Raw genomic sequence first — 26,482 nt, 5'->3', positions numbered from 1 at the left:
CGCCACCCGCGCCCGCACCACGCCGCCAATGTCACTCTCCGTGATGCACGAGTCGACCCCCGAGCCCCTCAATCGCCGATATTTGCAGGTCAGGGCGTTGCAGGAATGTGATCACGTGACACATGCCACATTGACGGAGAGCTACCACCCGGCATTGACTCCGTGGGTTCATGGAGGACTTGTGACGCTGAGGTAGGCGCCGTGAAGTTGGGGTGGGGAAGATCGCGCTCCGCGATCTTGAGTTTGTCCGTGGTCGCCGCGATCGGAGTGTCGGCGTTGCCCGGTTCGCCGGTCGTGACCACGGCGGCGGCTGTCGGGACCTCGTCGGGGAGCATCGACGAAGTCACCGCGCTCGCACAGGCGAAGGCTTCGGGTGAGCCGGTCGAGGTGACCGGCGACCGCACGGAGTACTCGACCACCGAGGCGAATCCGGACGGTTCGTTCACCCTCACGCAGTCCACGACTCCGCAGCGGGTGGAGCGGGCGGACGGCACCTGGGGTGCGGTCGACCCCACCCTGGAGCGCCGGTCCGACGGCCGGATCGCGCCCAAGGGGGCCGTGGTCGACCTGTCGTTCTCGGGCGGGGGCAGCGGTGCGGGGATGCTCCGGCTCGCCGAGGACGACCGGGCCGTCTCGCTCGGCTGGCCCGACGCGTTGCCCGAGCCGGTGCTCGACGGGGCGACGGCCACCTACCCGAACGTTTTCGCCGGGGTGGACCTGCAACTGACGGCGACCGCCGAGGGGTACCGCGAGGTGCTCGTGGTCAAGACGCCCGAGGCCGCGAAGAACCCCGAGCTGGAGCACGTCGAACTCGCCGCCTCCGGCGACGGGTTGAGCATCGTGCCCGGTGCGGGCGGCGGCCTGCGCGCCCTCGACGAGGACGGCAACGCCGTCTTCCGCGGGCCGGCCGGGCAGATGTGGGACTCCGCGGGCGACGAGGAGACGGGACCGCAAACGCAGTTGCTGTCCCGCGCCGATGTCACCGGCTCGGCGGACCCTGCCGACACCGACGCCTCGGGAGACCCGCTCGACGCCTCCGGCGCCCCCGCCCAGGAGGACCCCTCCCAGCCGGGCGAGGGCGACACCACCGCCGTCCTGCCGGTCGCCGTCGCCGACGGGACCGTCGCCGTGCGGCCCGATCTGGAGCTGCTGCGCGGCGAGGACACCGTCTACCCGGTCTTCATCGACCCCTCGATCGGCCTCGGCGCCTCGGAACGTACGAAGATCTCCTCCGACGAGGACGAGTTCTGGATGTTCGACGGCGACAAGGGCGTCGGCAAGTGCGGCACCGCGGACGGCTACTCCTGCGGCGGCGGCTATGTCGACCGCATGTACTTCGAGTTCGCGCCGACCAAGCTCGCGGGCAAGTACGTGCTCGACGCCACGTTCCGGGCGCACGAGACCTGGTCGTTCAACTGCGATCCGCACTGGGTGGACCTGGAGCGCACCGACAACATCTCCGAGGGCACCAACTGGCCCGGTCCGGCCCAGCTCGACCAGATGGGCGACCGGTATGTCTCGGCGGGCCGCGGCGGTCTGTGCAGCCCGGACCAGCCGGACGCCTGGATCGAGTTCAACGACAACCCCGACGAAACGGACGAGAACCTCAAGAGCACCGTCCGCTCCTTCGCGGACGGCAAGATCAACCGTCTGACGCTGATGCTGCGCGCGAAGGACGAGTCCGACCCGCGCGCCTGGAAGCGGTTCGACGACAACGCCGAACTCCAGGTCACCTTCGCCTACAAGCCGGGTGTGCCGACGGACGTCGGCCTCATCCCGGGTGACGGGACCACCGCGTACTGCAAGAAGTCCTCGTCCGACCCGCTGATCGTGACCCGCAAGGACCCGATGGTCCAGGCCCGGGTGCAGACGCAGGTGGAGTCCAACAAGGGCGCCGAGGAAGGCTCGTTGCAGGCCGAGTACGTCGTGGAGCGCGGTGACGACGCCGCCTGGCACTCGGTGTGGTCCGGGCACATGCCGGACACCGGCTGGCATCCGGACGGCACGCTGGAGAAGCAGCGCACCACCGACCGGGCCGACGGGGGTCTGTACCGCTACAAGGCGCGGACGCAGTCGCACTGGTCCTACAGCGGCAAGTCGGGCGACCTGTGGTCCTCGTACTCGTCGTGGTGCTACTTCAAGATCGACTCCACGGCGCCCAAGGCCCCGCAGATCACCGCCGGTTCGCCGTACACCGAGTGCACCGCCAATCTGTGCGAGGGCCACGGCGGTCCGGGTACGCCCGGCAGCTTCACCTTCAAGCCGAACGCGGCCGACACCGACATCACCGCGTACGAGTGGAAGCTGCTGTCCACCTCCGCCAGGTCGGTCTCCGGGTCCACGGTGACCGTGAAGGACGTGACGCCGCCGCTGTCGGGCAGCCAGGTGCTGTCCGTCCGGGCCAAGGACGTACGCAACCGCTGGGGCGCGTACAGCGAGTTCTCCTTCAAGGTGTCCCCGGCCGCGGGTGCGGTGGGCCGCTGGAACCTCAACGGGGTGCCCGGCTCCGGGACGATGACCGCGACGGACACCGCGACCGAGGGCACCCGGCACAACGCCACGCTGGTCGGCGCGGACGGCACGGGCTGGTCGAGCCGGGCCCGGCGCGGTGACGCGGACTACTCGCTGCGGCTGAACGACGACACCACCGACCCGGCGCTTCAGACCGGGTACGCGGCCACCGCCACCCCGGCGGTGAACACCAAGGACTCGTTCACGGTCTCGGCGTGGGTACAGCTGTCCAACGCCTCGGCGAACCGTGTGGTGCTCTCCGAACCCGGCGCCAACGGCAGCGCGTTCGCGCTGTACTACTCCTCCGCGTACAAGAAGTGGATCTTCAACCGTACGGACAAGGACATCAACGGCCCCGCGTTCGCCCGGTCCTTCGCCGACCAGGAGAATCCGCCGCTGAACGTGTGGACGCATCTCACGGGCGTCTTCAAGACCGAGGGCGACGACAACATCCCCGACACCGATCCCGCGAACGACACGATCCAGCTGTTCGTCAATGGGCGGGCGCAGGGCAAGCCGGTCGTGCTGGCCACGGCCACGCCGACGTACACCCCGTGGACGGCCACGGGCGGTCTGCAGTTCGGCCGTTCGAAGAGCGACGGCTCCTACGGCGCCCACTACTTCGGTCTGCTGGACGAGGTCGCGGTGTGGCAGCGGGCCCTCGCGCCGGAGCAGGTGGCCGAGGAGGCACAGGCATTGCAGGACGGGGTGCCCGCCAATGAGCTGGTCGCCCGCTGGGACGCCACGTCCGCCAAGGGCACCGAGGTCGCCGAGGGCACGTCGTATCCGGTGCCGTCGATGAAGCTGTCGGCCACGGGGGCCGTGCTGGACGAGGCCGACAACGCGCTCGTCCTCGACGGCAGCGCCGGTTACGCGGCGGCCACCGGGCCGGTGGTCGACGAGGGCGGCTCCTTCACCGCCTCGGCCCTCGTCAAGCTGGACTCAGCGAAGCTCGCCGGGAAGCCCGTGGGCTATCAGGGGCAGGTGGCCGGGCAGCGGGTCGGGGGCGAGTCGTCCTGGGCGCTGTGGGTGGTCAAGCCCGCCGACGGTGTCTACCAGTGGAAGTTCACGCGTACCGCGGTCGGTTCGGACGGCAAGGTCACGCAGAGCGCGGTCGTGCCCGGGGCGGACATCGCCGAGACGGACACGTGGGTGCAGGTCACCGGGGTCTTCGACGCGCAGGAGCGCTGGGAGTGGACCGACCCGGGCGGTTCCGGCACGGAGATCCGTTACGGGAAGCTGCATCTGTACGTCGGTGAGTACGACCAGCCGTCGGAGGGTGACGCGGGCTTCACCGCGGCTCAGCAGGGCACGGGCGAACTGGCCATGGGCCGTGGCGCAAACGCGGGCACGGTAGGCAACCATCTGCCGGGTGGGCTGGCCGAACTTCGTGTCTGGACCGGGGCGATGACTGCCGACCAGGTTCGTCATCAGGTTCTTGCTACGCCGGACGCCGTTTAACGGCCTTCGTGTCGGGTGCGGCTGAGTGGGGGCTGGTCGCGCCCACGCGGCGGAGCCGCATATCGATACAGCCCCGCGCCCCTGGGTGGGTTGGCGCCGACCTGCGATTAGTCGTGACCCGTGGGAGTGCCTCCCCCTCTGCCCCCCTTCATTCATTAACCCCGGCCACCGCGCCGGGCCACCGCGCCCCGTGACTTGTGGTGCGCAGGAAGAACTCATATGAACCTCTTCGGGATGTCCCGGGCCGCCAGTGGGCGGTGGTCGCGGCGGTTTGCCGTGGTCGCCGGTCTGCTCATGGTTCCCGGGCTGCTGTCGCCGGTCGCGTTCGCGGCCGATACGGATCCTCTGGGCAAGCCCGATCTGAAGGCTCCGCAGTCCGCGAAGGTGCGGGCGCTGACGGCCGCCGTGAACAAGAAGGCGAGCCGGACGGTGGCTCGTTCGGCGGCCGCCGACCGGAGCGCCGCCGAGCGGGCGGCGGAGGACCGGGCGCGGACGGTCAGCTGGCCGTCGGCCGGGAAGGCCACGCTCACGGCGCCGGCCTCCGGTGCGCGCACGGCCCGGCCCGGTGCCCTGCCCGTCACGCTCAGCGCGGCGGCCAAGGGCAAGAGCAAGGCCACGGGCAAGCAGGCCCCGTCCGTCACCGTTCAGGTCCTCGGTCGCGAGGAGACCAAGGCCCTCGGCGTCAACGGCGTGGTCCTCAAGGTCAGCGCGCCCGAAGGCGGCGGCAAGGCCCGGCTCGGCGTGGACTACGCGGCGTTCGCCTCGGCGTACGGCGGTGACTGGGCGGGGCGGCTGCGGCTGTTCCGGCTGCCGGGCTGTGCCCTGACGGAGCCCGGTCGGGCGAAGTGCCGTACCCGGGACGAGGTCGGCTCGACCAACGACCGGGTGGAGGAGGAGGTCTCGGCGCCGCTGAACCTCTCCTCCGGCGGCGCGCCGATGATGCTGGCGCTCGCCGCCGGCACCGGCACGCAGTCCGGCTCCGGTGACTACAAGGCGACGCCGCTCGCGGCCTCCTCGACGTGGGAGGCGGGCGGTTCGTCGGGCACGTTCACGTGGTCGTACCCGCTGCGGGTGCCCCCGGCGGCCGCGGGTCCCCAGCCCGATCTGGCGATCTCCTACGACTCGGGGAGTGTGGACGGCCAGACGGCGACCACCAACAACCAGGGCACGACGGTCGGTACCGGCTTCGACCTGACCTCGTCGTACATCGAGCGGCAGTACGGCTCGTGCGACGACGACGGGCAGAGCGAGAAGTACGACCTGTGCTGGAAGTACGACAACGCCTCGATCGTGCTGAACGGCAAGGCGACCGAGCTGGTCAAGGACGACACCGACGGCCAGTGGCGGCTGAAGGACGACGACGCCTCCACGGTCACGCGCTCCACGGGCGCGGAGAACGGTGACGACAACGGCGAGTACTGGACCGTCGTCACCGGCGAGGGCACGAAGTACGTGTTCGGCCTGAACAAGCTCGACGGCGCGGGCACCGACGACCGCACGGACTCCGTGTGGACGGTCCCGGTCTTCGGCGACGACAGCGGTGAGCCCGGCTACGCGGACGGCACCTCCTTCTCGGGCCGTGACAAGAAGCAGGCCTGGCGCTGGAACCTCGACTACGTCGAGGACACCCACGGCAACGCGATGTCGTACTGGTACACGGCCGAGCACAACAACTACGACAAGCTCGGCGACGACACCACCGGCACCGACTACATCCGCGGCGGCTACCTCAAGGAGATCCGCTACGGCCAGCGGGCGGGCGCCCTGTTCTCGGGCTCCCCGGCGGCCTCCGACAAGGTCGTGCTGTCGTACGACGAACGCTGCACGGCGTCCGGGACCGGCTGTGACGCGCTGACCGAGGACACCCGGGACAACTGGCCGGACGTGCCGTTCGACGCGATCTGCAAGGACGGCGACAAGTGCACCGGCAATGTCGGCCCGGCGTTCTTCACGCGTAAGAGGCTGACCGCCGTCACGACGTACGCGTGGAACGCCGCCGCGGCCACTCCCGCGTTCGAGGCGGTCGACGCCTTCACGCTGAAGCAGCTGTACCTGGACCCGGGCGACACGGGTGACTCCAGTGACCAGTCGCTGTGGCTGGACGAGATCAGGCACACCGGCAAGCGCGGCACCGATCTTTCTCTGGACCCGGTGAAGTTCACGCACGAGATGCGGCCCAACCGCGTCGACGGCGCGGCCGACGACATCCTGCCGCTCAACCGGCCCCGGCTGAAGACGGTCACCTCGGAGACCGGCGCGCAGACCATCGCGACGTACGCCGACGCGGACTGTGTGGCGGGCCAGACCATGCCCAAGGTCGACGAGAACACCCGGCGCTGCTACCCGGTGTACTGGTCGCCGAACGGGGAGAAGGACCCGGTCCTGGACTGGTTCCAGAAGTACCCGGTCACCTCGGTGTCGACGACGGACCCGCGCGGCGGCTCGGAGGCGGTGCAGCACAGCTACCAGTACTCCGGCGGCGGCGCCTGGCACTACAACGACGACCCGCTGACCCCGGCCAAGCAGCGCACCTGGTCCATCTGGCGGGGCTACGAGCAGGTCACCCACCTCGTGGGCATCTCCACCGGCACGCGCGGCAAGACGGTCGCCGTCTATCTGCGCGGCATGAACGGCGACCGCGTCCTCGGCGGCGACGGCAAGACTCCGGACCCCGACGCCCGTAAGTCGGTGACGGTGTCCGGTATCAAGGCCGCCGCGATCACCGACTCCGACCAGTACGCCGGCCTCACCCGAGAGACCGTCACCTACGACGGCTCGACGGAGGTGTCCGGCACGGTCCACGACCCCTGGTCGAAGCGGACGGCGACGCAGCACAAGTCGTACGCGGACACCGAGGCGTACTTCGTGCGCACCGGCGCCACCCATGAGCGTACGAACGTCACCAGCAAGCTCACCCCGTACGACCGGGTGCACACGGTGAAGACCTCCTACGACGCCTACGGCATGGCCGAGACCGTCGAGGATCTGGGCGACGACGCGGTCACCGGCGACGAGACCTGCGCCCGCACCTGGTACGCCCGCAACGCGGCCAAGGGCATCAGCTCCCTGGTCTCCCGCACCCGTACGGTCGCGAAGACGTGTGCCACGGCGGACTCGGCGCTCGACCTGCCGGCGGACTCGACCCGCGCGGGCGACGTCGTCTCCGACACGGCGACGGTCTACGACGACGCGACGGCCACCGCCTGGTCGGCGATCCAGCAGCCCACCAAGGGCGACCCGGTGTGGTCGGGCCGCGCCAAGGGCTACGGCGCCGACGACAGCGCGCTGTGGCAGAAGACGGCGACGACGACGTACGACCCGCTCGGCCGTCCGCTGATCACCAAGAACACCAATGACGTGCCCACCGCCACCACGACGTACAACCCGCCGGCCGCGGGCCCGCTGACCTCGTCATCGGCGACCAACGCCAAGACGCAGAAGACCGTCACGGCGGTGGACTTCGCGACCGGTGCGACGGTGAAGGTCACCGACCCCAACAGCAAGATCACGGAGTCCGAGTACGACAGTCTCGGCCGCGTGGTCCGGCTGTGGCTGCCCAACCGGTCCCGGGCGCTGGGCAAGACGCCGAACTTCGTCTACGACTACAAGGTCACCAGCGCGGCCATGTCGTGGGTGTCCACGGGCAGCCTCAAGGGCGACGGCTCCGGGTACAACACGACCTACGAGTTCTACGACTCGCTGCTGCGCCCGCGTCAGACGCAGTCCCCGTCGCCGTCCGGCGGCCGGCTCATCGGTCTGAACCTGTACGACGCGCGCGGGCTCGCCGTCAGCGCGCAGTCGGACATCTGGGACAGCACCTCGGCCCCGTCGTCGACGCCCGTCGAGACGGACGGCGGTCAGGCGCCGATGCAGACGGACACCACCTACGACGGCGCGGGCCGCGCGATCAAGGCGGTGACCAAGGTGCACGGCGTGACCCGCTGGTCCGTCGACACGGTGTACACAGGCGACACCATGACCACCACCGCGCCGGCCGGCGGTCAGGCCACGGCCGTGGTGACCGACGCCCTGGGGCGGACGACGGAACGCCGTGAGTACGGCGGCCCGCAGCCGGCCGGCCAGGACTTCACCACGACCGGCTTCACCTACACGGCCGCCGGACAGCAGAAGACCGTCACCGGCCCGGACCAGACCTCGTGGTCCTACACCTACGACCTGTTCGGCCGCCAGACCGCGGTGACCGACCCGGACCGGGGCACCACGACCACCCACTACGACACCCTCGACCAGGCCGACTGGACGCTGGACTCGGAGAACCGCAAGGTCCTGTACGAGTACGACGACCTGGGGCGCCGGACCGGCATGTGGCAGACCGACAAGACGGACGCCAACAAGCTCGCCGCCTGGACGTTCGACACGCTGGCCAAGGGGCAGCAGGACACCGCGGTGCGCTACGACGGCGGGGTGGCCGGGAAGGCGTACACCCAGAAGGTGACCGGCTACGACAGCCTCTACCAGGTCACCGGCAGCCAGCTGATCCTGCCCGACACCGATGCGCTGGTGACGGCGGGTGTGCCCAAGACGCTGTCGTTCAGCACCGGTTACAACCTGGACGGCACGGTCAGCCAGCAGGGCGCGCCCGCGGTCGGCGGGCTCGCCGCCGAGACGGTCTCGTACACCTACGACTCCACCGGCCACCAGCTCACCTCGAAGGGCACCACCGGCTATCTCCAGGGCGCCGCGTTCTCCCCGCAGGGCGATCTGCGGCAGCTCACCCTCGGCACGGACGGCACGAGTTCGGCGAAGAAGGCGTACCTCAACTGGGACTACGAGACCGGCACCCGCCGGCTCACCCGGTCGTACGTCACCGACGACGTGCACGGCTTCATGCCGCAGGAGCTGAAGTACACCCGGGACGACGCGGGCAACGTCACCTCGATCTTCGACGCCACCACCCAGGGCGGCACCACGAAGGCCGACTTCCAGTGCTTCGCGTACGACGGCCACCGCCGGCTGACCGAGGCCTGGACCCCGAAGACCGCGGACTGCGCCGCCTCCGGACGGACCGTGACCAACATCGACGGGGCCGCCCCGTACTGGACGTCGTACTCCTACAACGCGGCGGGCCAGCGCAAGACCGAGACGCAGCACACCGTCTCGGCCGACAAGACCACGACATACACCTACGACGACACCACGGAGAAGAGGCCGCACACCCTCGACCGCACCTCCGGCGCGACCACGGCCGCCTACGGGTACGACAAGACCGGCAACACCACCTCGCGGCCCGGTGCCTCGGCGCAGCAGACGCTGCTGTGGAACGGCGAGGGCAAGCTCGCCAAGCTCACCGAGGGCGCCAAGGAGACCGGTTACCTGTACGACGCGGGCGGCGAACTGCTGATCCGCCGGGCCAAGGGTGACGGCGACACGGTCCTGTATCTGGACGGCACCGAGGTCCGGCTGACGGTCGCGGGCACCGCCAAGACGGTGTCCGGCACCCGCTACTACCAGGCCAACGGGCAGACCGTCGCGGTGCGTACCGCGGTGTCCGGTACGACGGGGTCGAAGCTCTGCTTCCTCGCCGCCGACGAACACGGCACCTCCAGCCTGTCGTTGGAGGCGGGCACGTACGCGATCACCAAGCGGTACTCGACCCCGTTCGGCGGGACCCGCGGCGCGAAGGCCACCGCCTGGCCCGACGACAAGGGGTTCCTGGGCAAGCCCGCCGACGCGGCCACCGGTCTCACCCATGTCGCCGCCCGCGAGTACGACCCGGGCATCGGGCAGTTCGTGAGCCTCGACCCGCTCCTCGCGGTCGACCAGCACCAGTCGCTCAACGGCTACAGCTACTCGAACAACACCCCGGTCACGGCGAGCGACCCGACCGGTCTCAAGCCGGTGCACGACAGCGGCGGCGGGGGCGGCACCTGCTACTTCGTCCTGCTGGACCCGTGCGGCGGCACCACGAGCACACCGGGCGGGGGCGGTGGCGGCACCTGCTACTACGTGCTGCTGGACCCGTGCGGCACGGGCGGCGGTGGCGGCGGCGGTACGGCCACGACCACCAGCACCGGCACCACCGAGAGCCAGTGCTACTACGCCATGGGCATGAACTACTGCACCGGCGGTGGCGGCGGCGCGGTCGCGGGGCCGGGGGACAGTTACAGCAGTGCCGGGAACTCCGGGTACACCGGCGGGTATCCGGTGGCTCCGGGCGCCATGTCGGGCGAGGGAGACGGCAAGAACGCGGTTCTGATCAAGGAGATCGGTCTCATCGTCTGTGGCTGGATCCCGGTCCTGGGCGCGGGCTGCGACGCCTACGACGTCAAGCGCTCGGTCGACGAGAAGGACGCCGTCGGGGCGACGCTCGGCATGTCGGGCTTCATCCCGTTCTTCGGCGACTTCGCCAAGTTCCCGCACCAGCTGAAGCATCTGGACGACGTCATGGAGGCCGCCGAGGCGGCGGGCAAGGGCGCCAACAAGGCCGAGAAGGTCGTGCGCAGCCTGGACGATCCGGAGTCGCTGCGCGGCGCGACGGCGGGAGAACTGGAGAAGCTGCTGGCCGGAAAGGAGCGCATTCCCGCGCCCGCCGCGACCGGTGGCGGATTCCGGATCAAGATCCCCGGCGGAGTCATGATCTTCGAGGCGGGGAACAGCGCGAAGAAGAACGGCGAGTACGAGTTGCGCGACATCCTGCACCGGGCGCCCTATGTCAAGATCCAGCAGGGCAAGAAGGCCTACCGGGTCCCGCTGGCCGGCAACCCCGCGCTGGATCAGTGAGAAAGGAGGTCACCCCGTGAAGAAATGGGAGGACGACGAGTACTGCCTCTTCATCAACGGCGGAGAGGGCTCCGATCTCTGGAGTGTTCTGGCCGACTGGACGCAGAGCGAGGACGAGGAGGAGTGGAAGCGGCACATCCCGCGCTTCGCCCGTCTGATCAGCTGCTGGCAGCCGCTGGGGTTCATCAAGGTGTTCCGGTCGGACTCGCCGCCGGCCTACTACACGGGTGAGGAAGTGACCGGCGAGGCGCTGACCGAGCTGCTCGCGGACCCGCGCAGCTGGGAGTACTCCGAGCATCCGACGCAGTGGTTCTGTGTCGCCTCCGGCGATCGCGAGATCTCCGAGCTGGAGGAAGGCATGTGCGACAAGGACCGGTGAGCACGGTCCGCTGATGACGGCACACAGGGTTCGCACCCCCACCGGGCGTGGGGGTGCGAACCCTTTGGCGTGTCAGTTGACGTAGACCGCCGAGCCCCCGGTGGTCACCGGGGCGTACTTCGCGGTCCAGTAGCCGCTGCTCGGGCAGAGCGAGGAGCCGGAGCTCCGGGTGAACTGCTGGTTGGTGAACTGGATGCTGTTGTCGGTGTTGGCGGCGGTGCCGGCGAGGGTGCCGTTCGTCGCCTGGTAGACGCAGGTGACGGTGCCCAGCAGGGTCCTGAGCACGACGGTGGTCTGGATGGCCCCGCTGGTGCCGGGGGACACGGTGACGGTGCCGTCGGAGGCCACGGTGGTGGTGTACGCCAGGTTGTTGACCGTGACGCTGGTGACGCCGGTGACGCCCACGTTGTTCGAGGTGCAGTTGCTGAAGGTGTGTGCGGTGAGGGACTCGGAGGCCGTGCCGGGGGCGGTCGGGTTGCTGTCGACCGTCGCGGTGAACTGCGAGGTGGTGCAGGTGATGCCCGTGGTGCCGGTGGCGCTGGAGTAGAGCGTCGCCGTGGTGCCGCTGGCCAGGCTCGCGGTGACCTCGGCCTGCTCGGCGACGGCGTCGCCGGCCGCGGAACCGGTGGTGAGAACGTTGTCGGCCGCAGACGCGGGGGCGATCGCCGGGAGGGTGAAGGCGGCGAGAGCGGCGGTGAGGGTGAGCAGGGTACGCGTACGCATGCGGGGGTGCCTCTTTCCGAGGTGGGGGGGGTTGCAAGGGGGGTTGAGGGACGCGACGCGGCGTCCGCCGTCGCCGGTCCGTCACGCCTTCTCCGTACGTGACGGACCGGCGACGACAACCGGCCGGGGACCGGCCGGAAACCGTGGGGTGGCCTCCGGCCGGGCCGGGCGGGGAAGGGCACTCAGCACGGACCGAGGGGGGAAGCCGACCGTGCGGGTGCCTGGGCGGACAGAACGTCCGGGAGGCGCGGGCGGTGCCGCGCTACGGATCCGGCGCCACGGATCCGGGGTGAACCAGGGAGAGTTGTAGACCTGATGGTCAGTCAACGTCAAGAAGAATCAAGGGACTTGACGAATAGTCAATTGTTTTGCCGGACCGTCGGGACCCCTTGAGCCACAGGTGGGGCACAACCGACACCCTTTTTTCACAACTCTCTTGACCCTCGAAAGTAACCACGGGTAACTTCCTCAGCGGCTACTGCGGAGTAGCGAGAAAGCCCTTGCATCCGCCGGGAGTTGAGAGGGTTCGCGCGCCGCATGCGCTGTCCGCGCCAGGACAACGTGCCAGTGATGCCAGACCGCACTTTCTATGCACCTGGGAGCAGACACATGGACACCTCCGAGAACCCGGAAAGCGGTTCCTCGACCGAGCCCGTCAGACGGGGTCGGGTCCGGGCCCGCCGGGCCGCCGTGATGGCCGTGCCGGCCACGCTGGTCGCCGCGACCCTCGCGGTGCTCACCGCGGAGGGCGCGCTGGGGGTTCAGTTCGCCATCTCCGGCATGCCGTTCACGGTCACCGCGAAGGAGCTCAACGGCACCGGGTTCGAGCAGTTCGGCGGACTCGACAACATGGCGGAGAACAGCCCGAACGCGGGCGACACCGGGGGCCAGGTGCTGGTCGTGACCTCCGCGATCAAGAGCGCCACGCTGGACAGCCTGTGCCAGAGCGTGGACCTCGGCGGCACCAACCTGCTCATCAAGGCGGGCAGCGGTTCGCAGAAGGTGACGGCGACCGACCTGACCACCGACTCCACCGAGCTGTCGGGCGACGCCGAGTTCAACAACATCGAGATCGGCAACGACGCCAGCACGCTCACCAAGGCCGGGGTCAAGGGTCCGATCGGGGTCTTCAGCCAGCAGGCCGACACCGTGCACATCGCCAACCTTCGGCAGACCAACTACGCCACCACGGCGGCGGTGTTCAAGCTTCCCGGCCTCAAGCTCAGCTTCAGCAGCTCGGGTTGCTGATGTCGAAGACTCCCACGCCGGAACGAGCGGGCGTACGGGCGGCCTTCCGCGCCTGGCGGGCCGACCGGCCCTTCTGGGGCGGGCTGTTGCTCACCCTGGGCGGGGCGGAGATCCTGCTCACCGAGAAGGCCTCCCTGAAGGTCGTCCTGCACATCGGCATGCAGGGCCTGGCGGGCTATCTGCTGCCGGCCGTGATGGTCGTGGCGGGGCTGCTGATCCTGTTCAACCCGGCCCAGCGGCTCTTCTACTCGATCATCGGGGTGCTGCTCGCCCTGGGCACCTGGCTCACCTCGAACCTGGGCGGCTTCTTCATCGGCCTCCTGCTGGGCGTGGTCGGCAGCTGCATGGCGTTCGGCTGGCTCCCTGACCAGGAGCCGCGGGTGAGCCGGCGCAAGCGGCGCCGGGCGGCGAAGGCCGCGAAGGCCGCACTGTCGGGGGCCGTGGGGCCGGAGGCCGGCGAACTCGCTTGAGCCGGGCCGGAAAACACCGGGCAAGCGGCTGGACTCCGGCTCGGAAGGTACCGGGCGAGCGCCTGGACTCCGGCTCGCGAGTCACCCACCGGGCGCACTCAGTCCGGCTTGGAAGTCACCCTGCGCACTCGCGCTGCCACGACCGGCCCGCCTAGCGTGGCCGGTACGAGCAGCCGAGTGTGCAGGGAAGTTACATGGAGTTCAAGCACCCGATCGTGATCGACCCGACCGGCCGTGACATCCACGGGGAGGCCGCCCGGATCCGGACCCGCGGCCCCGTCGCCCCGGTCGAACTCCCCCACGGGGTACCGGCCTGGGCCGTCAGCGACACCGTCCTCCTCAAGCGGCTGCTGGCCGACCCGAGGGTCTCGAAGGACCCGCGCCGGCACTGGCCCCGCTGGATCGAGGGCGAGATCAAGCCGGATTGGCCGCTGTTCAGCTGGGTGGCCGTGCAGAACATGTTCACCGCCTACGGCGACGACCACAAACGGCTGCGCACCCTGGTGGCGAAGGCGTTCACCGCCCGCCGTACGGCCGCCCTGCGGCCGCGGGTCGAGGAGATCGCCGCGGCCCTGCTCGACCGGGTCGCCGAGGCCGGCGCGGACGGTCAAGTGGTCGATCTGCGCGAGGAGTTCTGCTACCCGCTGCCCATCCAGGTGATCGGCGAACTGCTCGGCCTGCCCGAGGAGCAGGGCCCGGAGCTGCGGGCCGTGGTGGACGGCGTCTTCCACACCTCGGCCGACCCGGAGAAGGTCGCCGACATCTACGCCAGGTTCTACGCGGCCCTGCGTCAACTCGTCGCCACGAAGCGGGAGTCACCGGGCGACGACCTCACCTCGGCGCTGATCGCGGCCCATGAGGAGGACGGCACCCGGCTCACCGAGCAGGAGCTCCTCGACACCCTGATGCTGATGATCAGCGCCGGTCACGAGACCACGGTCAACCTGCTGGACAACGCCGTCCACGCGCTGCTGACCCACCCGGAACAGCTGGCGCTGGTCCGCGCCGGGCAGGCCTCCTGGGACGATGTGATCGAGGAGACGCTGCGGGTCCGGACGCCGGTCGCGAGCCTGCCGCTGCGGTACGCCGTGGAGGACCTGTCCCTCGGCGAGCTGGGCGGTCCGCAGGGCGCGGTGATCCGCGAGGGTGAGGCGATCCTGGCCGCGTACGCCGCCGCGGGCCGCGATCCGGGGCACCACGGCCCGGACGCCGAGGTCTTCGACGTCACCCGGGCCGAGAAGGACCATCTGGCCTTCGGGCACGGGGTCCACCACTGTCTGGGCGCACCGCTGGGCCGGCTGGAGGCGCGGGTCGCCCTGCCGACGCTGTTCGAGCGCTTCCCCGGGCTCACGGTGGCGGCGGCGCCCGGGGACCTTGAGCCGGTGGACTCGTTCATCTCGAACGGCCACACGGCGCTGCCGGTGCGCACGGGCTGACGTTCACCGAGCGGCGGAGGCTCCCGTGGCGGGCGTCTCCGCGGGCGTCTCCGCGGCCGTGTCGTCGTCCTTCATCGCCTTCGCCTCGCTCTTGAGGATGCGCATCGACCTGCCGAGCGCCCGCGCGGTGTCGGGCAGCTTCTTCGAGCCGAACAGCACGATGACGACTATCGCCACGATCAGCAGGTGCCAGGGTTCCAGTCCGTTGCGGAGCACGGGCGGCCTCTTTCCTCGGATTTCCTGGGAGTTCTTCTCAACTCCCTCTTACGTCGGTCGAGCACACTTGCCCCGGCCGCCCGTCGGATGACGGTTGCTCTGTTCGCGCAACTGTACAACTCGGGGCGAACGTGACAAACCCCGGCAATACGCAAGAGGGCGCGGATGACGATCACCGGTACGCGGAGGCCACCCGCACCCCCGCGGCACAAGCACGTCGGCCGCCGCCGGGGCCGCCGAATACGGCTCGCGCTGCTGATCTGCCTCTCGGTCGTGGTGCTCGCGACCGCGGGCGCCGGCTGGCTCTATCTCAAGCTCGACGGCAACATCAACACCTTCGACTCGGGCGGCCTCTCCGACCATCGCCCCGAGGCGGGCTCGTCCAAGGGCGAGAACGTCCTGCTGATCGGCTCCGACGCCCGCACCGGGGGCAACGACAAGCTCGGCGGGGGCGACAAGGACGACATAGGCCGCTCCGACACCACGTTCCTGCTGCACGTCTACGCCGACCACCGGCACGCCCTCGCCGTCTCCATCCCCCGCGACTCCCTGGTCACCGTCCCGCCCTGCAAGCTCCCCGACGGCAGCTGGACGAAGACGCGGACCGACACGATGTTCAACGCCGCGTACTCGGTCGGCGAGACCGCCCAGGGCAACCCGGCCTGCACCCAGAACACGGTCGAGCGGCTGACCGGGCTGCGCGTGGACCACACCGTCGTCGTCGACTTCAAGGGCTTCGCGCGGCTGACCGAGGTGGTCGGCGGGGTGAAGGTGTGCCTGCCCGGGAACGTCTACGAGAACGACCTCAACCCCCATCGCACGACCCCGGGCAAGCTGCTGTTCAAGAAGGGCGTGCAGACCGTCTCCGGGCAGCGGGCCCTGGACTACGTCCGTATCCGGCACGGCATCGGGGACGGCTCCGACATCGGTCGCATCAAACGCCAACAGGCGTTCGTGGCAAGCCTGTTGAATGAGGTGAAGAGCAGGGGTCTGACGCCGACGAAGCTGCTGCCCCTGGCCGACGCGGCGACCGAATCGCTGACCGTGGACCCCGGGCTCGGCTCGGCCGACAAGCTGATCTCCTTCGCCATGTCGCTGAAGGACATCGACCTGCACAACACCAAGTTCGTGACCGTGCCCTGGCGGTACGACGGGTCGCGCGTCGCCATCGTCCAGCCGGACGCGAGCGCCCTGTTCGCCGCCCTGAAGGCGGACCGCACGATCGACGGCAAGAACGCGGGCGGCAAGAAGACGGGCGGCGGGAAGGCGACGCCGACGGCCACCGCGCCACCCGTCTCCGGCGCCGGTATCGACGTCACCGTCTACAACGGCACCACACTCACCGGCCTGGCCGCCCGTGCCGCCGCGACGCTCACCTCGGACGGGTTCACCGTCACCGGTACGGCGACGGCGGCGACCCAGGATCACACCGGCACGCTGGTCGAGTACGGGCCGGGCGAGCTGTCGCGGGCGCGGACCGTGGCGAAGGCGTTCACGGGGGCCGAGTTGGAGTCCGTCACGAGGGCCGGGATCGCCGTCGTACTGGGCGAGTCGTACGCCACCGCCCCCACGGCGGCACCGACGGCGGTGCCCAGTGCCGTCGCCGACGGGGCGCGGTCCGCGGACGACGATCCCTGCTCGAACCTGACGTACGGGTGACTGGTCCGCACCTGAACATCACGAAGCGGCACCGAGAACTCACCGCATGTGGTTGCTCACTTGACTACCGGTGGTCACACGCGATGTGATCCGGCCAACGAGAGTCACCCGGACGGCGTACGACGTGTCGAACGCCCGCGGGTGCTCCTTCTCGTCGTTCCTCCAGCTCAGCCGCACAGCGAGGTGCCGCCCCCTCATGAACACCCCTCCCCCACCTCCCGTCCTCTTCAAGCGAGTTGCCGCCCTGACCGTCGCCGCCTGTCTGCTCGCGGCCGGCTGCTCCGCGTCCGGGAGCGCGTCGGACTCCGGCACGGATTCCGTCGGTGAGGCGGGCGGGGACCGGCTGCGGATCGCCGTGATCACGCATGCCCCCGAGGGCGACACCTTCTGGGACCTGGTGGAGAAGGGCGCGCGGGCGGCGGCCGCGAAGGACGGTGTCGAGCTGACGTTCGCCGGGGATCCCGACGCGGCCGGGCAGGCCGGGCTGGTGCGGGACGTGGTGCGCGAGAAGGTCGACGGCATCGCGGTGACCCTGGCGAAGCCGCAGGCGATGCGGGGGCCGGTCGCGGCGGCGAAGGCGGCCGGGATCCCCGTGGTCGGCCTCAACTCCGGTATCTCCTCCTGGCAGTCGGCGGGTCTGCTGGCGTACTTCGGCCAGGACGAGAGCGTCGCCGGGCGGGCCGTCGGCGACAGGCTGGACGGACTCCGGGTCAAGCACGCCCTGTGCGTGATCCACGAGCGCGGCAATGTCGCCCTGGAGGCCCGCTGCGCCGGGGTGAAGAAGACCTTCGGCGGCGAGACGGAGAATCTCTATGTGGAGGGCACCGACAGCGAGGCGGTCGCCGCCTCGATCACCGCCCAGCTGCGGCAGGACCCGACGATCGACGAAGTCGTCACCAACGGCGCCCAGTTCGCGCTCACCGCGGTCACGGCCGTGAAGGCGGCCGGCCGCAGGGCACACGTCGCCACGTTCGACATCGACAAGGACCTGGTGACGGCGGTCCGCGGCGGCGATGTGCAGTTCGCCGTGGATCAACAGCCCTATCTCCAGGGCTATCTCGCGGTCGACTCGCTGTGGCTGTACCGCACCAACGGCAACATGAGCGGCGGCGGGGTGTCCCCCGTGCTCACCGGTCCGGCGTTCGTCACCAGGACGAACGTCGACGCCGTCGCCCGATAGCATCACCCGAACCCCCGCTTCCGCTCCCCGCGTTGACCACCCCCCTCCCCCGCTCATCGCCTAGGACGACGAAATGTCTCCACGGACAGGTGCCCGGCGCCGTCTCGGCTCCATACGTCTCTCCCTGATCCTGCTGGCCCTGGTGCCCGGCGTCACGCTCACCGCCCTGTGGGGCGTGACCACGACGCAGATGTTCGCCGAGGGCCTGCGCCTGCGTGAACAGACCGAACTGAGCCTGTCCACCGGCGCCATGGGCACCGACGCCACGCTCGCCCTGCAACGCGAGCGCAGTCTGTCCGCGGCCTGGCTGGCCGCCCCGCACGGCTCCCGTACCGCGCTGGACGCGCAGCGCAAGGCCACCGACAAGGAGGTCGCCAAGCTGGTCGGGCGGTCCGACGCGATCGAGAAGGCGCCGTCCCGGGTCTCGGAGCGGCTGTACTCGGTGCTCGGTTCGGTGGCCAGCCTGGAGTACTACCGGAGCCAGGTGGACGACCCGACCGACATCACCCCGGCCCAGGTCCTGGACCAGTACAGCTCGATCATCGACGAGCAGATCCACGCTTTCCAGGAGCTCTCCCAGGTCGACGACGGCGACCTCACCTCGCAGGCAGGGCCGCTGGTCGCGCTGGAGCACGCGGCGGAACTGGTCTCCCAGGAGGACGCGCGGCTCACCCTCGCCTGGCCGTCCGGGAAGCTGACGGACCAGGAGTGGACGGCGTTCGCGCAGTTGGTCGACGCCCAGCGGTGGCTCGTCGAGGACCAGGTGGTCCCGCAGCTGAGCGGCAGCGCGAAGGCGCAGACCGAGCGCATCCTGCAGAGCCCGGAGTGGCGGACCCTCCAGACCGTCGAGGACCAGGTGCTCGCCGCGCGGGCGAGCTCCGCCGACGGCAAGGTCGTGCTGCCGGACGCGGAGAAGAAGTGGACGGCCGCCCTTGACAAGGTCGCCGACGCCTACACCCGGCTGATCCAGGAGCAGACGTCCGGACTGCTGGACCGCAGCGCCGACAAGGCGGACAGCCTCCTGCTCACCGCCGCCTCGCTGAGCGCGGGCGGACTGGTCGGCCTGCTGCTGTGCGTGGGCATGTCCTGGCGGATCACCCGCTCCCTGTCCCGGCGCCTGCGCGGTCTGCGGGAGGCCACCCTCAGCCTCGCCGAGGAGCGGCTGCCGGACGTGGTCGCGCGCCTGGACCGGGGCGAGACGGTCGACGTCGACCTCGCGGCCCCGCCGCTGGACTACGGCGGTGACGAACTCGGCACGGTGGCACGGGCGTTCAACAAGGCACAGCGCACCGCGGTGCACACCGCGGTCGAACTCGCCGACACCCGGCGGGGTTTCCAGAAGATCATCCTCGGTATCGCCCGGCAGAGCCAGAACCTGGTGAACCTCCAGCTCACCAAGCTGGACGCGCTGGAGCGCCGCCACACCGACCCCGAGATACTGCGGGACCTGTACGAACTGGACTCCACGGCCAGCCAGTTGCGGCGCTACGAGGAGAATCTCGTGGTGGTCAGCGGGGCGCGCCCCGGACGCAGCTGGTCGGAGCCGGTCGCGCTGGTCGACATCCTGCGCAGCGCGGTCGGGGAGGTCGCCGAGTACCAGCGGGTCGAGGTGCACACCGAGGAGGACGTGTATCTGGCGCCGCCCGCGGTGGCCGACGTGATCCATCTCCTGGCCGAGCTCATCGACAACGCGACGGTGTACTCACCCGCCCCGGCGCCGGTGACGGTACGGGCCGCGCTGGTCGCCAAGGGCCTCGCGGTGGAGGTGGAGGACCGCGGCCTCGGCATGCCGGAGGACGAATACGCCTCCCTCAACGCCCAGTTGGCCGTCCCTCCGCAGTTCGACGTGGTCGCCCTCGCCGACGACCTCCGCCTCGGCATGTTCGTCATCGCCCAGCTCGCCACCCGCCACGGCATCAACGTCACCCTGCGGTCGTCCCCGTACGGCGGCACGACGGCGATCGTGCTGCTGCCGCACGAGATCGTCGTACGGGAGTCAGGGGGTTCGGAGGCCCCGGTCACCGCGGAGGCTCCGGGCGCCGATCCGGCCGAGGTCGTACCGCCCGTCCCGGCACGGGTCCCGGAAACCGCCGCGCCCCAGGTCCTCGCCCAGCGTCGGCACCGCGCCGCCGAGCCCGGCGAACACGCCCGCGCGGAAGAGGGCGCGGGAGAGAGCGCGGAGCCGCCGGACACCGGTCACGCGGAACGAGCCGGAGCGGCGCGTGCAACCGCGGGCACGGGAGCTGCCGGGCACCGGAACGGGACCGATGGCACGGGAGCTCCCGGGCGGCCGGACGGAGCCGACGGCACGGAACCCGCCGGGCGGCCGGACGGAGCCGGTGGCAAGGCAGGTGCCGGACGGCCCGACGGAGCCGTGCGGCCCGCCGAAATCGCGCGGCCCGACGGAGGCACCCGCCCCGGCGGCCCCGCCCCGCTCCCCCGGCGTGTCCCGCAGACCAGCCTGGCCACCGAACTGCGCGAGGACGTCGTCAGGCGCCCCGAGGACGACGACCACGACGACTTCACCGCCGAGCGCGCCGCCTCCTCGCTGGGCGGTTTCCAGCGCGGCACGCTCCGGGCGCGGGACGAGGAGGCCGCCCCGCCCGCGGAACCCGCGTCCACGACCCCGTCCGCCGATCTCTGACCCCCCTCCCGCCGACGAAGGACTCCCCGATGACACGCCCCACCCCCGCCACCCACACCCAGCTCGACCAGCTGCTGACCGGACTCGTGGAGCGGGTCGCCGAGGTGAACCACGCCGTCGTGCTGTCGGAGGACGGACTGGTGGTCAGCAAGTCCATCGGGTTCCTGCGGGACGACGCCGAGCGGCTGGCCGCGACCGCTTCCGGGCTGATGAGCCTGAGCAAGGGGGTCAGCATGGACTTCCGGGGCGGGCCGGTGCGGCAGGCGCTCATCGAGATGGCCAACAGCTTTCTGATACTCACCTCCGCCGGACCCGGTGCCCATCTCGTCGTCCTCACCAGCCAGGGCGCCGACGTCGGTGTGGTGGCGTACCAGATGAACATGCTGGTGAAGAAGATCGGCGAGCATCTCAGCGCGGCGCCGCGGGCAGGCGTCGGCCCCACCGCCGAGTCCGGCGCGTGAGGTGAGCGGAGGCGACACGGCGGGCCGTCTCGTACGGCCGTTCGCCCTGACCGGCGGACGGACCCGGCCCAGCCGCGCCGACTTCACCCTCATCACGACGGTGACCGCGGTGGACCCGCCGCCGGAGTGGGCGCCCCGCCCGCAGCCGGAGCATCAGCGCATCCTGCGCAGGTGCGCCGCGCCGGTCGCCGTCGCGGAGCTCGCCGCCCTGCTGGACCTGCCGATGAGCGTGGTCGTCATCATGCTCTGCGACCTGCTGGAGGCGGGCCGGATCACCGCCCACCCGCCGCACCCGGTCGCCACGGCCGCGGATCTGGACCTGCTGCAGAAAGTGAGGGACGGCCTTGGCCGCCTCTGACACCCCCGTCACCGCCCCTGCCACGACTCCCGCCCCCGACACCGTCAAGATCCTCATCGCCGGCGGCTTCGGCGTCGGCAAGACCACCATGGTCGGCTCGGTCAGCGAGATCGCCCCGCTGCGCACCGAGGAACCCCTGACCGTGGCGGGCCTCGGCATCGACGATCTCGACGGCATCGAGGAGAAGAGCCACACCACCGTGGCCCTGGACTTCGGCCGGATCACCATCAGCCGCGAACTGGTGCTGTATCTCTTCGGGACCCCGGGGCAGCAGCGGTTCTGGTTCATGTGGAACGACCTCGCGCTCGGCGCCCTGGGCGCGGTCGTCCTCGTAGACGTACGCCGCCCGAAATCCAGCTTCGCCGCGATCGACTTCTTCGAACGCCGGGGCATCCCCTTCGTCGTCGGCGTCAACGGCTTCCACGGCGACCACCCCTACCCGCCCGAGGAGATACGCGACGCCCTCGCCCTCCCGGACCATGTCCAGGTCCTGCTGTGCGACGCCCGCGAGCGCGCGTCGTCCCGGGACGTACTGATCGCTCTCCTGGACCAGTTGATCGCCGCCGCCAAGCGCTGAGCGCTCCGCTGGAAGAGCGGCGAGAGGTTGTCGGTCGGCTGCGGCGCCGTCGTGGCTGGTCGCGCAGTTCCCCGCGCCCCTTCAGGGCGCTACGGAACCGCAGTCGACTTCACCTGGTCCGCTTGGACCCGGCAGCGGACGACGCGGGTGCCCTCCATGGCGGAGGGCACCCGCGTCGGGGTGTGCGTCGGGTCCGGCGCGTCGCGTCAGCTCAGTCCGGCGGACTTCAGCCAGGCCTGGGCGACGTCCAGCGGGTCCTTGTTGTCGAGGCCGACCTGGGAGCCCAGGTCGAGGAGTGTCTTCGTGTCCAGCTTGGCGGAGACCGCGTTGAGCGCGTCCACGCCCTCCTGGGAGAGGCCGGACTTGTAGACCAGCGGGGTCACGTTGGCGAAGCCGAAGAGGTTCTGCGGGTCCTGGAGGACGACGAAGCCCTCCTTGGTGATGGTCGGGTCCGTGGTGAAGATGTCCGCGGCCTGCACGGTGTTCTTCGTGAGGGCCGCCTGGGTCAGCGGACCGCCCGCGTCGAGCGCCTTGAAGGACTTGAACTCCAGGCCGTACACGGACTTCAGACCGAGCAGGCCCTGCTGGCGGGTCTGGAACTCGGGCGAGCCGCCGATGACCAGGTCGGGGGCCGCGTCCTTGAGGTCGGCGAGGGTGGAGTCGGCGGTGAGGCCGTACTTCTTCGCGGTCTCCGCGTTGACGCTGACGGAGTCCTTGTCCTCGGCCGCGGCCGAGTCGAGCAGCGTCAGCTTGCTGTCGAGCTTGGTCTTCACCGCCGCGTTCACCGCGTCGGCCGTCTTCTGCTCGGCCTTCGGGTCGAGGTAGGAGAGCAACGAGCCGTTGTACTCGGGCAGGACGGTCACGGAGCCGCTCTTGAGCAGGCCGTAGGTGACCTCGCGGCTGCCGATGTTGGGCTTGTAACTGACCTTGATGCCCTTGGCCTTGAGGGCCTCGCCGTAGATGTCGCCGAGGAGGATGCTCTCGGCGAAGTTGTTGGAGCCGACGACGACCGTGTCGCCGCTGCCGCCGCTGCCCTTGTCGTTCTTGAGCGGATCGGACGTGTCGTCCGAGGAACCGCATCCCGCGAGCAGGGCCGCCGCCGCGGCGAGCGCGACCGCGGCCGCGCCGGGATGCTTCCGGATGGACCTGCTGCGTGGGGCGTTGTAAGTCACACGCTGATCCAATCCAGCCGGTTCTTGGTGAGTCAAGTGCGCTCTGGTCACCAATTGGCGTCAATGCGCGTCCGGTTGTGAAAGAGCGGCGGATCACCCGACATCTCACCGCCTCCGTGATGTAACGGATTCTTGACTCAGGGTGGCATGATCGACTGTCCGAAGAGCAGGTAGTCTCCGGGTCGTTGGCGTTCGGACACACTGGCGTGAAGTCTTCGTACGCCGTAGACCTCCCTAGAACACGCCGTAGACCTCCATGAAGCCGTAGACCCCCATGAAGGAGGCCTGGTGTCCACGCAAGAGGCGGCACCGCCGTCGGCCCCGGGTGGCATACGAGGGTTCGCCGACCGCCGGCCGTTCCGGCACAAGCTCAACCTGCTCGTCGGCGTGCCGCTCGCGGTGGTCGCCGCGCTGCTCGCCTACCTCATCGTCGACCAGGTCGAGCAGTCCTCGGACGCGGCGGACGCGGCCCGGCTGGTGCGCAGCAGCACCGAGGTCGCCACGCTGGTGGACCGTCTGGAGGCCGAGCACCAGCAGGCCATCCTGCTCTCCGTGCGGCACGAGGCCACCAACGACGGCGGCACCCCCTCACAGTCCGCCTACCGCGACGCGCAAGTCGCCACGGACGCCCAGGTCAAGCAGGTCCGCAAGGCCTTCGGCGACAGCCTCCCGGCCGACGAGGCCCGCGCCCTCACGGAGATCGAGGGCCTGGAGAGCCTGCGCGACACCGTCGAGGGCGCCTATCTGCCCGCCGACAACATCGACCCGGCGTACACCAGCGCCGCCAAGGGCCTCATCGACGGCCTCGGCCTCGACCGCAACCCGGCCCTCGCGGCCACCTTCACCGGCAACCTCCTCGACTCGCTGCTGCGCGCCGACGCCGCCCACAGCTCCTTCGAGACCGGTGTCTTCTCCGCGACGACGGGCGACTCGAACGCGCTCATCGAGTTCATCGGCGCGGTCGGCTCCCACGACGAGTACACCCACCAGGCGGACCGCTTCGCCCGGTTCGCCACCGAGGAGCAGGCGGACCGGCTCGGCGGCATCGACCACAACACCGCCCAGGCCGTCATCGACCGGCAGTACGCCGAGCTCCAGATCGACCCCAGTTCGCTCCAGGCGGGCTCGCCCGCCGAGATCCGCAAGGCGTTCAAGTCGGCCCTCGACTCCTACCCCGCCTACCGCAAGCAGGCGGGCATCCGGCTCGGCGTCACCACCGCGCTCATCGACCAGATCGCCGACCGCGCCGAGGCCGCCTCCGACGACGCCCTGCGCAACGCGGTCCTGCTGCTGGCCCTCGCGGTGTCCGGCTTCGTCCTCTGGCTCGCGTTCTCGGTGCTGGTACGACGCTCCGTGGTCCGCCCCGTGCAGGCGCTGACCGGCGCCGCGCAGCAGGTCGCCGAGGTCGCCGAACGCGAACTGGCCCGGGTCGCCGCCGACGACGCCGAGGACGACAGCCCGGCGCTGCTGCGGGAGATGCCGGTGACGGCCCGCGACGAGATCGGCGATCTCGCCGAGGCCTTCAACCACGTCCAGACCACGGCCGTGGCGCTCCTCGAACGCCAGGTCCTCAGCCGCCGCAACACCGCCGAGATGTTCGGCAACGTCGGCCGCCGCGTCAGCAACCTGACCAGCCGCCAGCTGGCCCTGATCGACGCGGTGGAGCGCGGCGAGACCGACCCCGAGCTCCTCGAACGCCTCTACAGCATCGACCACATCGCGGTCCGTCTGCGCCGCAACGCCGACAGCCTGATGCTGCTCGCCGGCATCCGGGAGGCCGCCCTCGGCGCCGGACCCACCGCGCTCACCAACGTCGTACGGGCCGCACTCGGCCAGATCGAGGGCTTCCAGCGGGTGCAGCTGCTCGCGCGCACCGAGGTCCTGGTGGAGCCGGACGTCATCGGCGACCTGACGCTGATGGTGGCCGAACTCGTCGAGAACGCGGTGTCGTTCTCGCCCGCGGACAGCCCCGTCGAGGTGTTCGTGCAGAACTCGGTCGACGGCGCGGTGATCGTGATCGCCGACCACGGTCTGGGCATGGACCCCGAGCGGCTCGACGAGGAGAACGCCCGTATCGTCCGCCGCGAGCGTCTCGACCTGGTGCCGACGAAGGTGCTCGGCCTCTTCGTGGTCGGCGCGCTGGCACGCCGCTGGGGCATCGATGTCGCCCTGGCCCGCACGCCGGGCGGCGGTGTCACGGCCGAGGTGACGCTCCCGCCCTCCCTGCTGCTCGCGAAGAGCGCGGTGGCACCGGCGCCGACCACGCCCGCCGCGGACACGGAGGACTCCGGGCCCCGCCCGTCGGAGACGGACGCCCTCCCGGCCGCCGACCGACAGGGGCCGCTGCCCCGGCGGGTGCGCCGCGACGAGGAGACTCCGGCCGAGGAGACCGTGCCCGAGGTGACTGCGGCCGAGGAGACTCCCGCCCCTGAGGAAGGCCTCCCCTTCATCCCCAAGGCCCGTACCGAGGAACCGGCACCGGTATCCCCCGCCGGCGACTCCGGCACCTCGCGCCCCTTGCGCCGTCGCGTCCGCGGAGCCACGCTCCGTACGACTACGACGACCGGCACGGCGACCCAGTCGAGCACCCGCCAGGCCCCCCGCCCCGCCGACGCGGAAGCCGTCCGCAGCGCCCTCGAGGAGTTCGAGGCCGCGGTGGAACGCGCGCACCGGGACAGCGGCAAGGACGCCGCACCCACTGAGCCCCACACCCCCACCCCCCACCAGCAGGACCCGAACCACCTCCCGGAAGGAGCGGAGCAGTGAGTGCGTCGACAGGTGACACTCCCACCGGAAACACGCAGGACGAACTGAAGGCCGCAGCGGCCGACTTCACCTGGCTGTTGAATCGTTTCGCGACCGAGACCGCGGGTGTCGTGGACGCCATCGCGGTGTCCTCGGACGGACTGCTCATCGCCGTCTCCGAACTGCGCGAGCACGCCGACTCCGAGCGCCTCGCCGCGATCGTCTCCGGCATCACCAGCCTCGCCGCCGGGGCCTCCGGCAACTACGGTCTGGGCGGCCTCAACAAGGTCATCATCGACCTGGAGGGCGGCCATGTCCTGGTCTCCGCGATCGGCAGCGGCGCCGTCCTCGGCGTGGTCACCGACAAGGAGGCCAAGCTGGGCAACATCGCCTACGAGATGACGGTGTTCGCCAACCGGGCCGGCAGCGCGCTCAGCCCCCAGCTGGTGCTGGCGCTGAAGAACAGCGTCGGCTCGCCGTCGGCGCTCTGACCCAGACCAG

The 26,482-nt window shown here is 70.4% G+C and carries 17 protein-coding genes; 14 read left to right on the top strand and 3 right to left on the bottom strand.

Annotated features, from left to right (window positions below; genetic code table 11):
• Positions 1 to 1,251: 1,251 nt before the first annotated feature.
• From ABZ928_RS01835 to ABZ928_RS01825, 3 genes are all read left to right on the top strand, one after another.
• Complete coding sequence (locus ABZ928_RS01835; RefSeq protein WP_361514911.1) at positions 1,252 to 3,972, top strand: LamG domain-containing protein; 2,721 nt, start codon at positions 1,252 to 1,254, stop codon at positions 3,970 to 3,972.
• Between the two features lie 219 nt (positions 3,973 to 4,191).
• Positions 4,192 to 10,713 (top strand): RHS repeat-associated core domain-containing protein, encoded by a 6,522-nt coding sequence (locus ABZ928_RS01830; protein WP_361514473.1) that lies wholly within the window; start codon positions 4,192 to 4,194, stop codon positions 10,711 to 10,713.
• Between the two features lie 16 nt (positions 10,714 to 10,729).
• Positions 10,730 to 11,092, top strand: a complete 363-nt coding sequence (locus ABZ928_RS01825; protein ID WP_361514472.1) for a hypothetical protein — start codon at positions 10,730 to 10,732, stop codon at positions 11,090 to 11,092.
• 72 nt (positions 11,093 to 11,164) lie between these two features.
• Here ABZ928_RS01825 and ABZ928_RS01820 read toward each other — a convergent pair whose 3' ends face one another.
• Positions 11,165 to 11,815 carry a Tat pathway signal sequence domain protein gene (locus tag ABZ928_RS01820; protein WP_361514471.1) on the bottom strand — a complete coding sequence of 217 codons (651 nt, stop codon included), beginning with the start codon at positions 11,813 to 11,815 and terminating at the stop codon, positions 11,165 to 11,167.
• Between the two features lie 609 nt (positions 11,816 to 12,424).
• Here ABZ928_RS01820 and ABZ928_RS01815 point away from each other — a divergent pair.
• The 3 genes from ABZ928_RS01815 (at position 12,425) to ABZ928_RS01805 (ending at position 14,969) form a co-directional block, all read left to right on the top strand.
• Complete coding sequence (locus ABZ928_RS01815; RefSeq protein ID WP_361514470.1) at positions 12,425 to 13,063, top strand: DUF6230 family protein; 639 nt, start codon at positions 12,425 to 12,427, stop codon at positions 13,061 to 13,063.
• Positions 13,063 to 13,533, top strand: coding sequence for a DUF6114 domain-containing protein (locus ABZ928_RS01810; protein ID WP_361514469.1), 471 nt, complete (start codon positions 13,063 to 13,065; stop codon positions 13,531 to 13,533). The genes ABZ928_RS01815 and ABZ928_RS01810 overlap by 1 nt, the downstream gene beginning before the upstream one ends.
• A gap of 194 nt (positions 13,534 to 13,727) precedes the next feature.
• Complete coding sequence (locus ABZ928_RS01805; RefSeq protein ID WP_361514468.1) at positions 13,728 to 14,969, top strand: cytochrome P450; 1,242 nt, start codon at positions 13,728 to 13,730, stop codon at positions 14,967 to 14,969.
• 3 nt (positions 14,970 to 14,972) lie between these two features.
• On the opposite strand, the gene tatA is transcribed toward ABZ928_RS01805, so the two are convergent.
• The gene (gene tatA / locus ABZ928_RS01800) at positions 14,973 to 15,185 is read right to left on the bottom strand and encodes a Sec-independent protein translocase subunit TatA (RefSeq protein WP_361514467.1); all 213 of its coding nucleotides are present in this window, start codon (positions 15,183 to 15,185) and stop codon (positions 14,973 to 14,975) included.
• Between the two features lie 165 nt (positions 15,186 to 15,350).
• On the opposite strand from tatA, the gene ABZ928_RS01795 reads away from it, so the two are divergent.
• The 6 genes from ABZ928_RS01795 (at position 15,351) to ABZ928_RS01770 (ending at position 22,064) form a co-directional block, all read left to right on the top strand.
• Complete coding sequence (locus ABZ928_RS01795) at positions 15,351 to 16,844, top strand: LCP family protein (RefSeq protein ID WP_361514466.1); 1,494 nt, start codon at positions 15,351 to 15,353, stop codon at positions 16,842 to 16,844.
• Positions 16,845 to 17,040: 196 nt separating this feature from the next.
• Positions 17,041 to 18,024: a substrate-binding domain-containing protein gene (locus tag ABZ928_RS01790; protein ID WP_361514465.1), complete on the top strand. Its 984-nt coding sequence runs from the start codon at positions 17,041 to 17,043 to the stop codon at positions 18,022 to 18,024.
• Positions 18,025 to 18,097: 73 nt separating this feature from the next.
• A complete protein-coding gene (locus ABZ928_RS01785; RefSeq protein WP_361514464.1) occupies positions 18,098 to 20,668 on the top strand; it encodes a nitrate- and nitrite sensing domain-containing protein in 2,571 nt (856 codons plus the stop codon).
• Between the two features lie 29 nt (positions 20,669 to 20,697).
• Complete coding sequence (locus ABZ928_RS01780) at positions 20,698 to 21,129, top strand: roadblock/LC7 domain-containing protein (protein WP_361514463.1); 432 nt, start codon at positions 20,698 to 20,700, stop codon at positions 21,127 to 21,129.
• A 1-nt stretch (position 21,130) separates the two neighbouring features.
• On the top strand, positions 21,131 to 21,487 hold the full coding sequence (locus ABZ928_RS01775; protein WP_361514462.1) for a DUF742 domain-containing protein: 357 nt from the start codon (positions 21,131 to 21,133) through the stop codon (positions 21,485 to 21,487).
• Positions 21,474 to 22,064 (top strand): ATP/GTP-binding protein, encoded by a 591-nt coding sequence (locus tag ABZ928_RS01770; protein WP_361514461.1) that lies wholly within the window; start codon positions 21,474 to 21,476, stop codon positions 22,062 to 22,064. The genes ABZ928_RS01775 and ABZ928_RS01770 overlap by 14 nt, the downstream gene beginning before the upstream one ends.
• Positions 22,065 to 22,270: 206 nt before the next feature.
• Here the strand turns inward: ABZ928_RS01770 and ABZ928_RS01765 are convergent, their stop codons facing one another.
• Complete coding sequence (locus ABZ928_RS01765) at positions 22,271 to 23,236, bottom strand: ABC transporter substrate-binding protein (protein ID WP_361514460.1); 966 nt, start codon at positions 23,234 to 23,236, stop codon at positions 22,271 to 22,273.
• 288 nt (positions 23,237 to 23,524) lie between these two features.
• On the opposite strand from ABZ928_RS01765, the gene ABZ928_RS01760 reads away from it, so the two are divergent.
• The gene (locus ABZ928_RS01760) at positions 23,525 to 26,002 is read left to right on the top strand and encodes an ATP-binding protein (protein WP_361514459.1); all 2,478 of its coding nucleotides are present in this window, start codon (positions 23,525 to 23,527) and stop codon (positions 26,000 to 26,002) included.
• A complete protein-coding gene (locus ABZ928_RS01755) occupies positions 25,999 to 26,472 on the top strand; it encodes a roadblock/LC7 domain-containing protein (protein ID WP_361514458.1) in 474 nt (157 codons plus the stop codon). The genes ABZ928_RS01760 and ABZ928_RS01755 overlap by 4 nt, the downstream gene beginning before the upstream one ends.
• Positions 26,473 to 26,482 lie beyond the last annotated feature (10 nt).

This window comes from Streptomyces sp. NPDC046909 (assembly GCF_040644695.1).
GTDB lineage: Bacteria > Actinomycetota > Actinomycetes > Streptomycetales > Streptomycetaceae > Streptomyces.
Note: the sequence above shows the minus strand (reverse complement) of the source record. Positions and strands in the feature narration are given on the sequence as shown.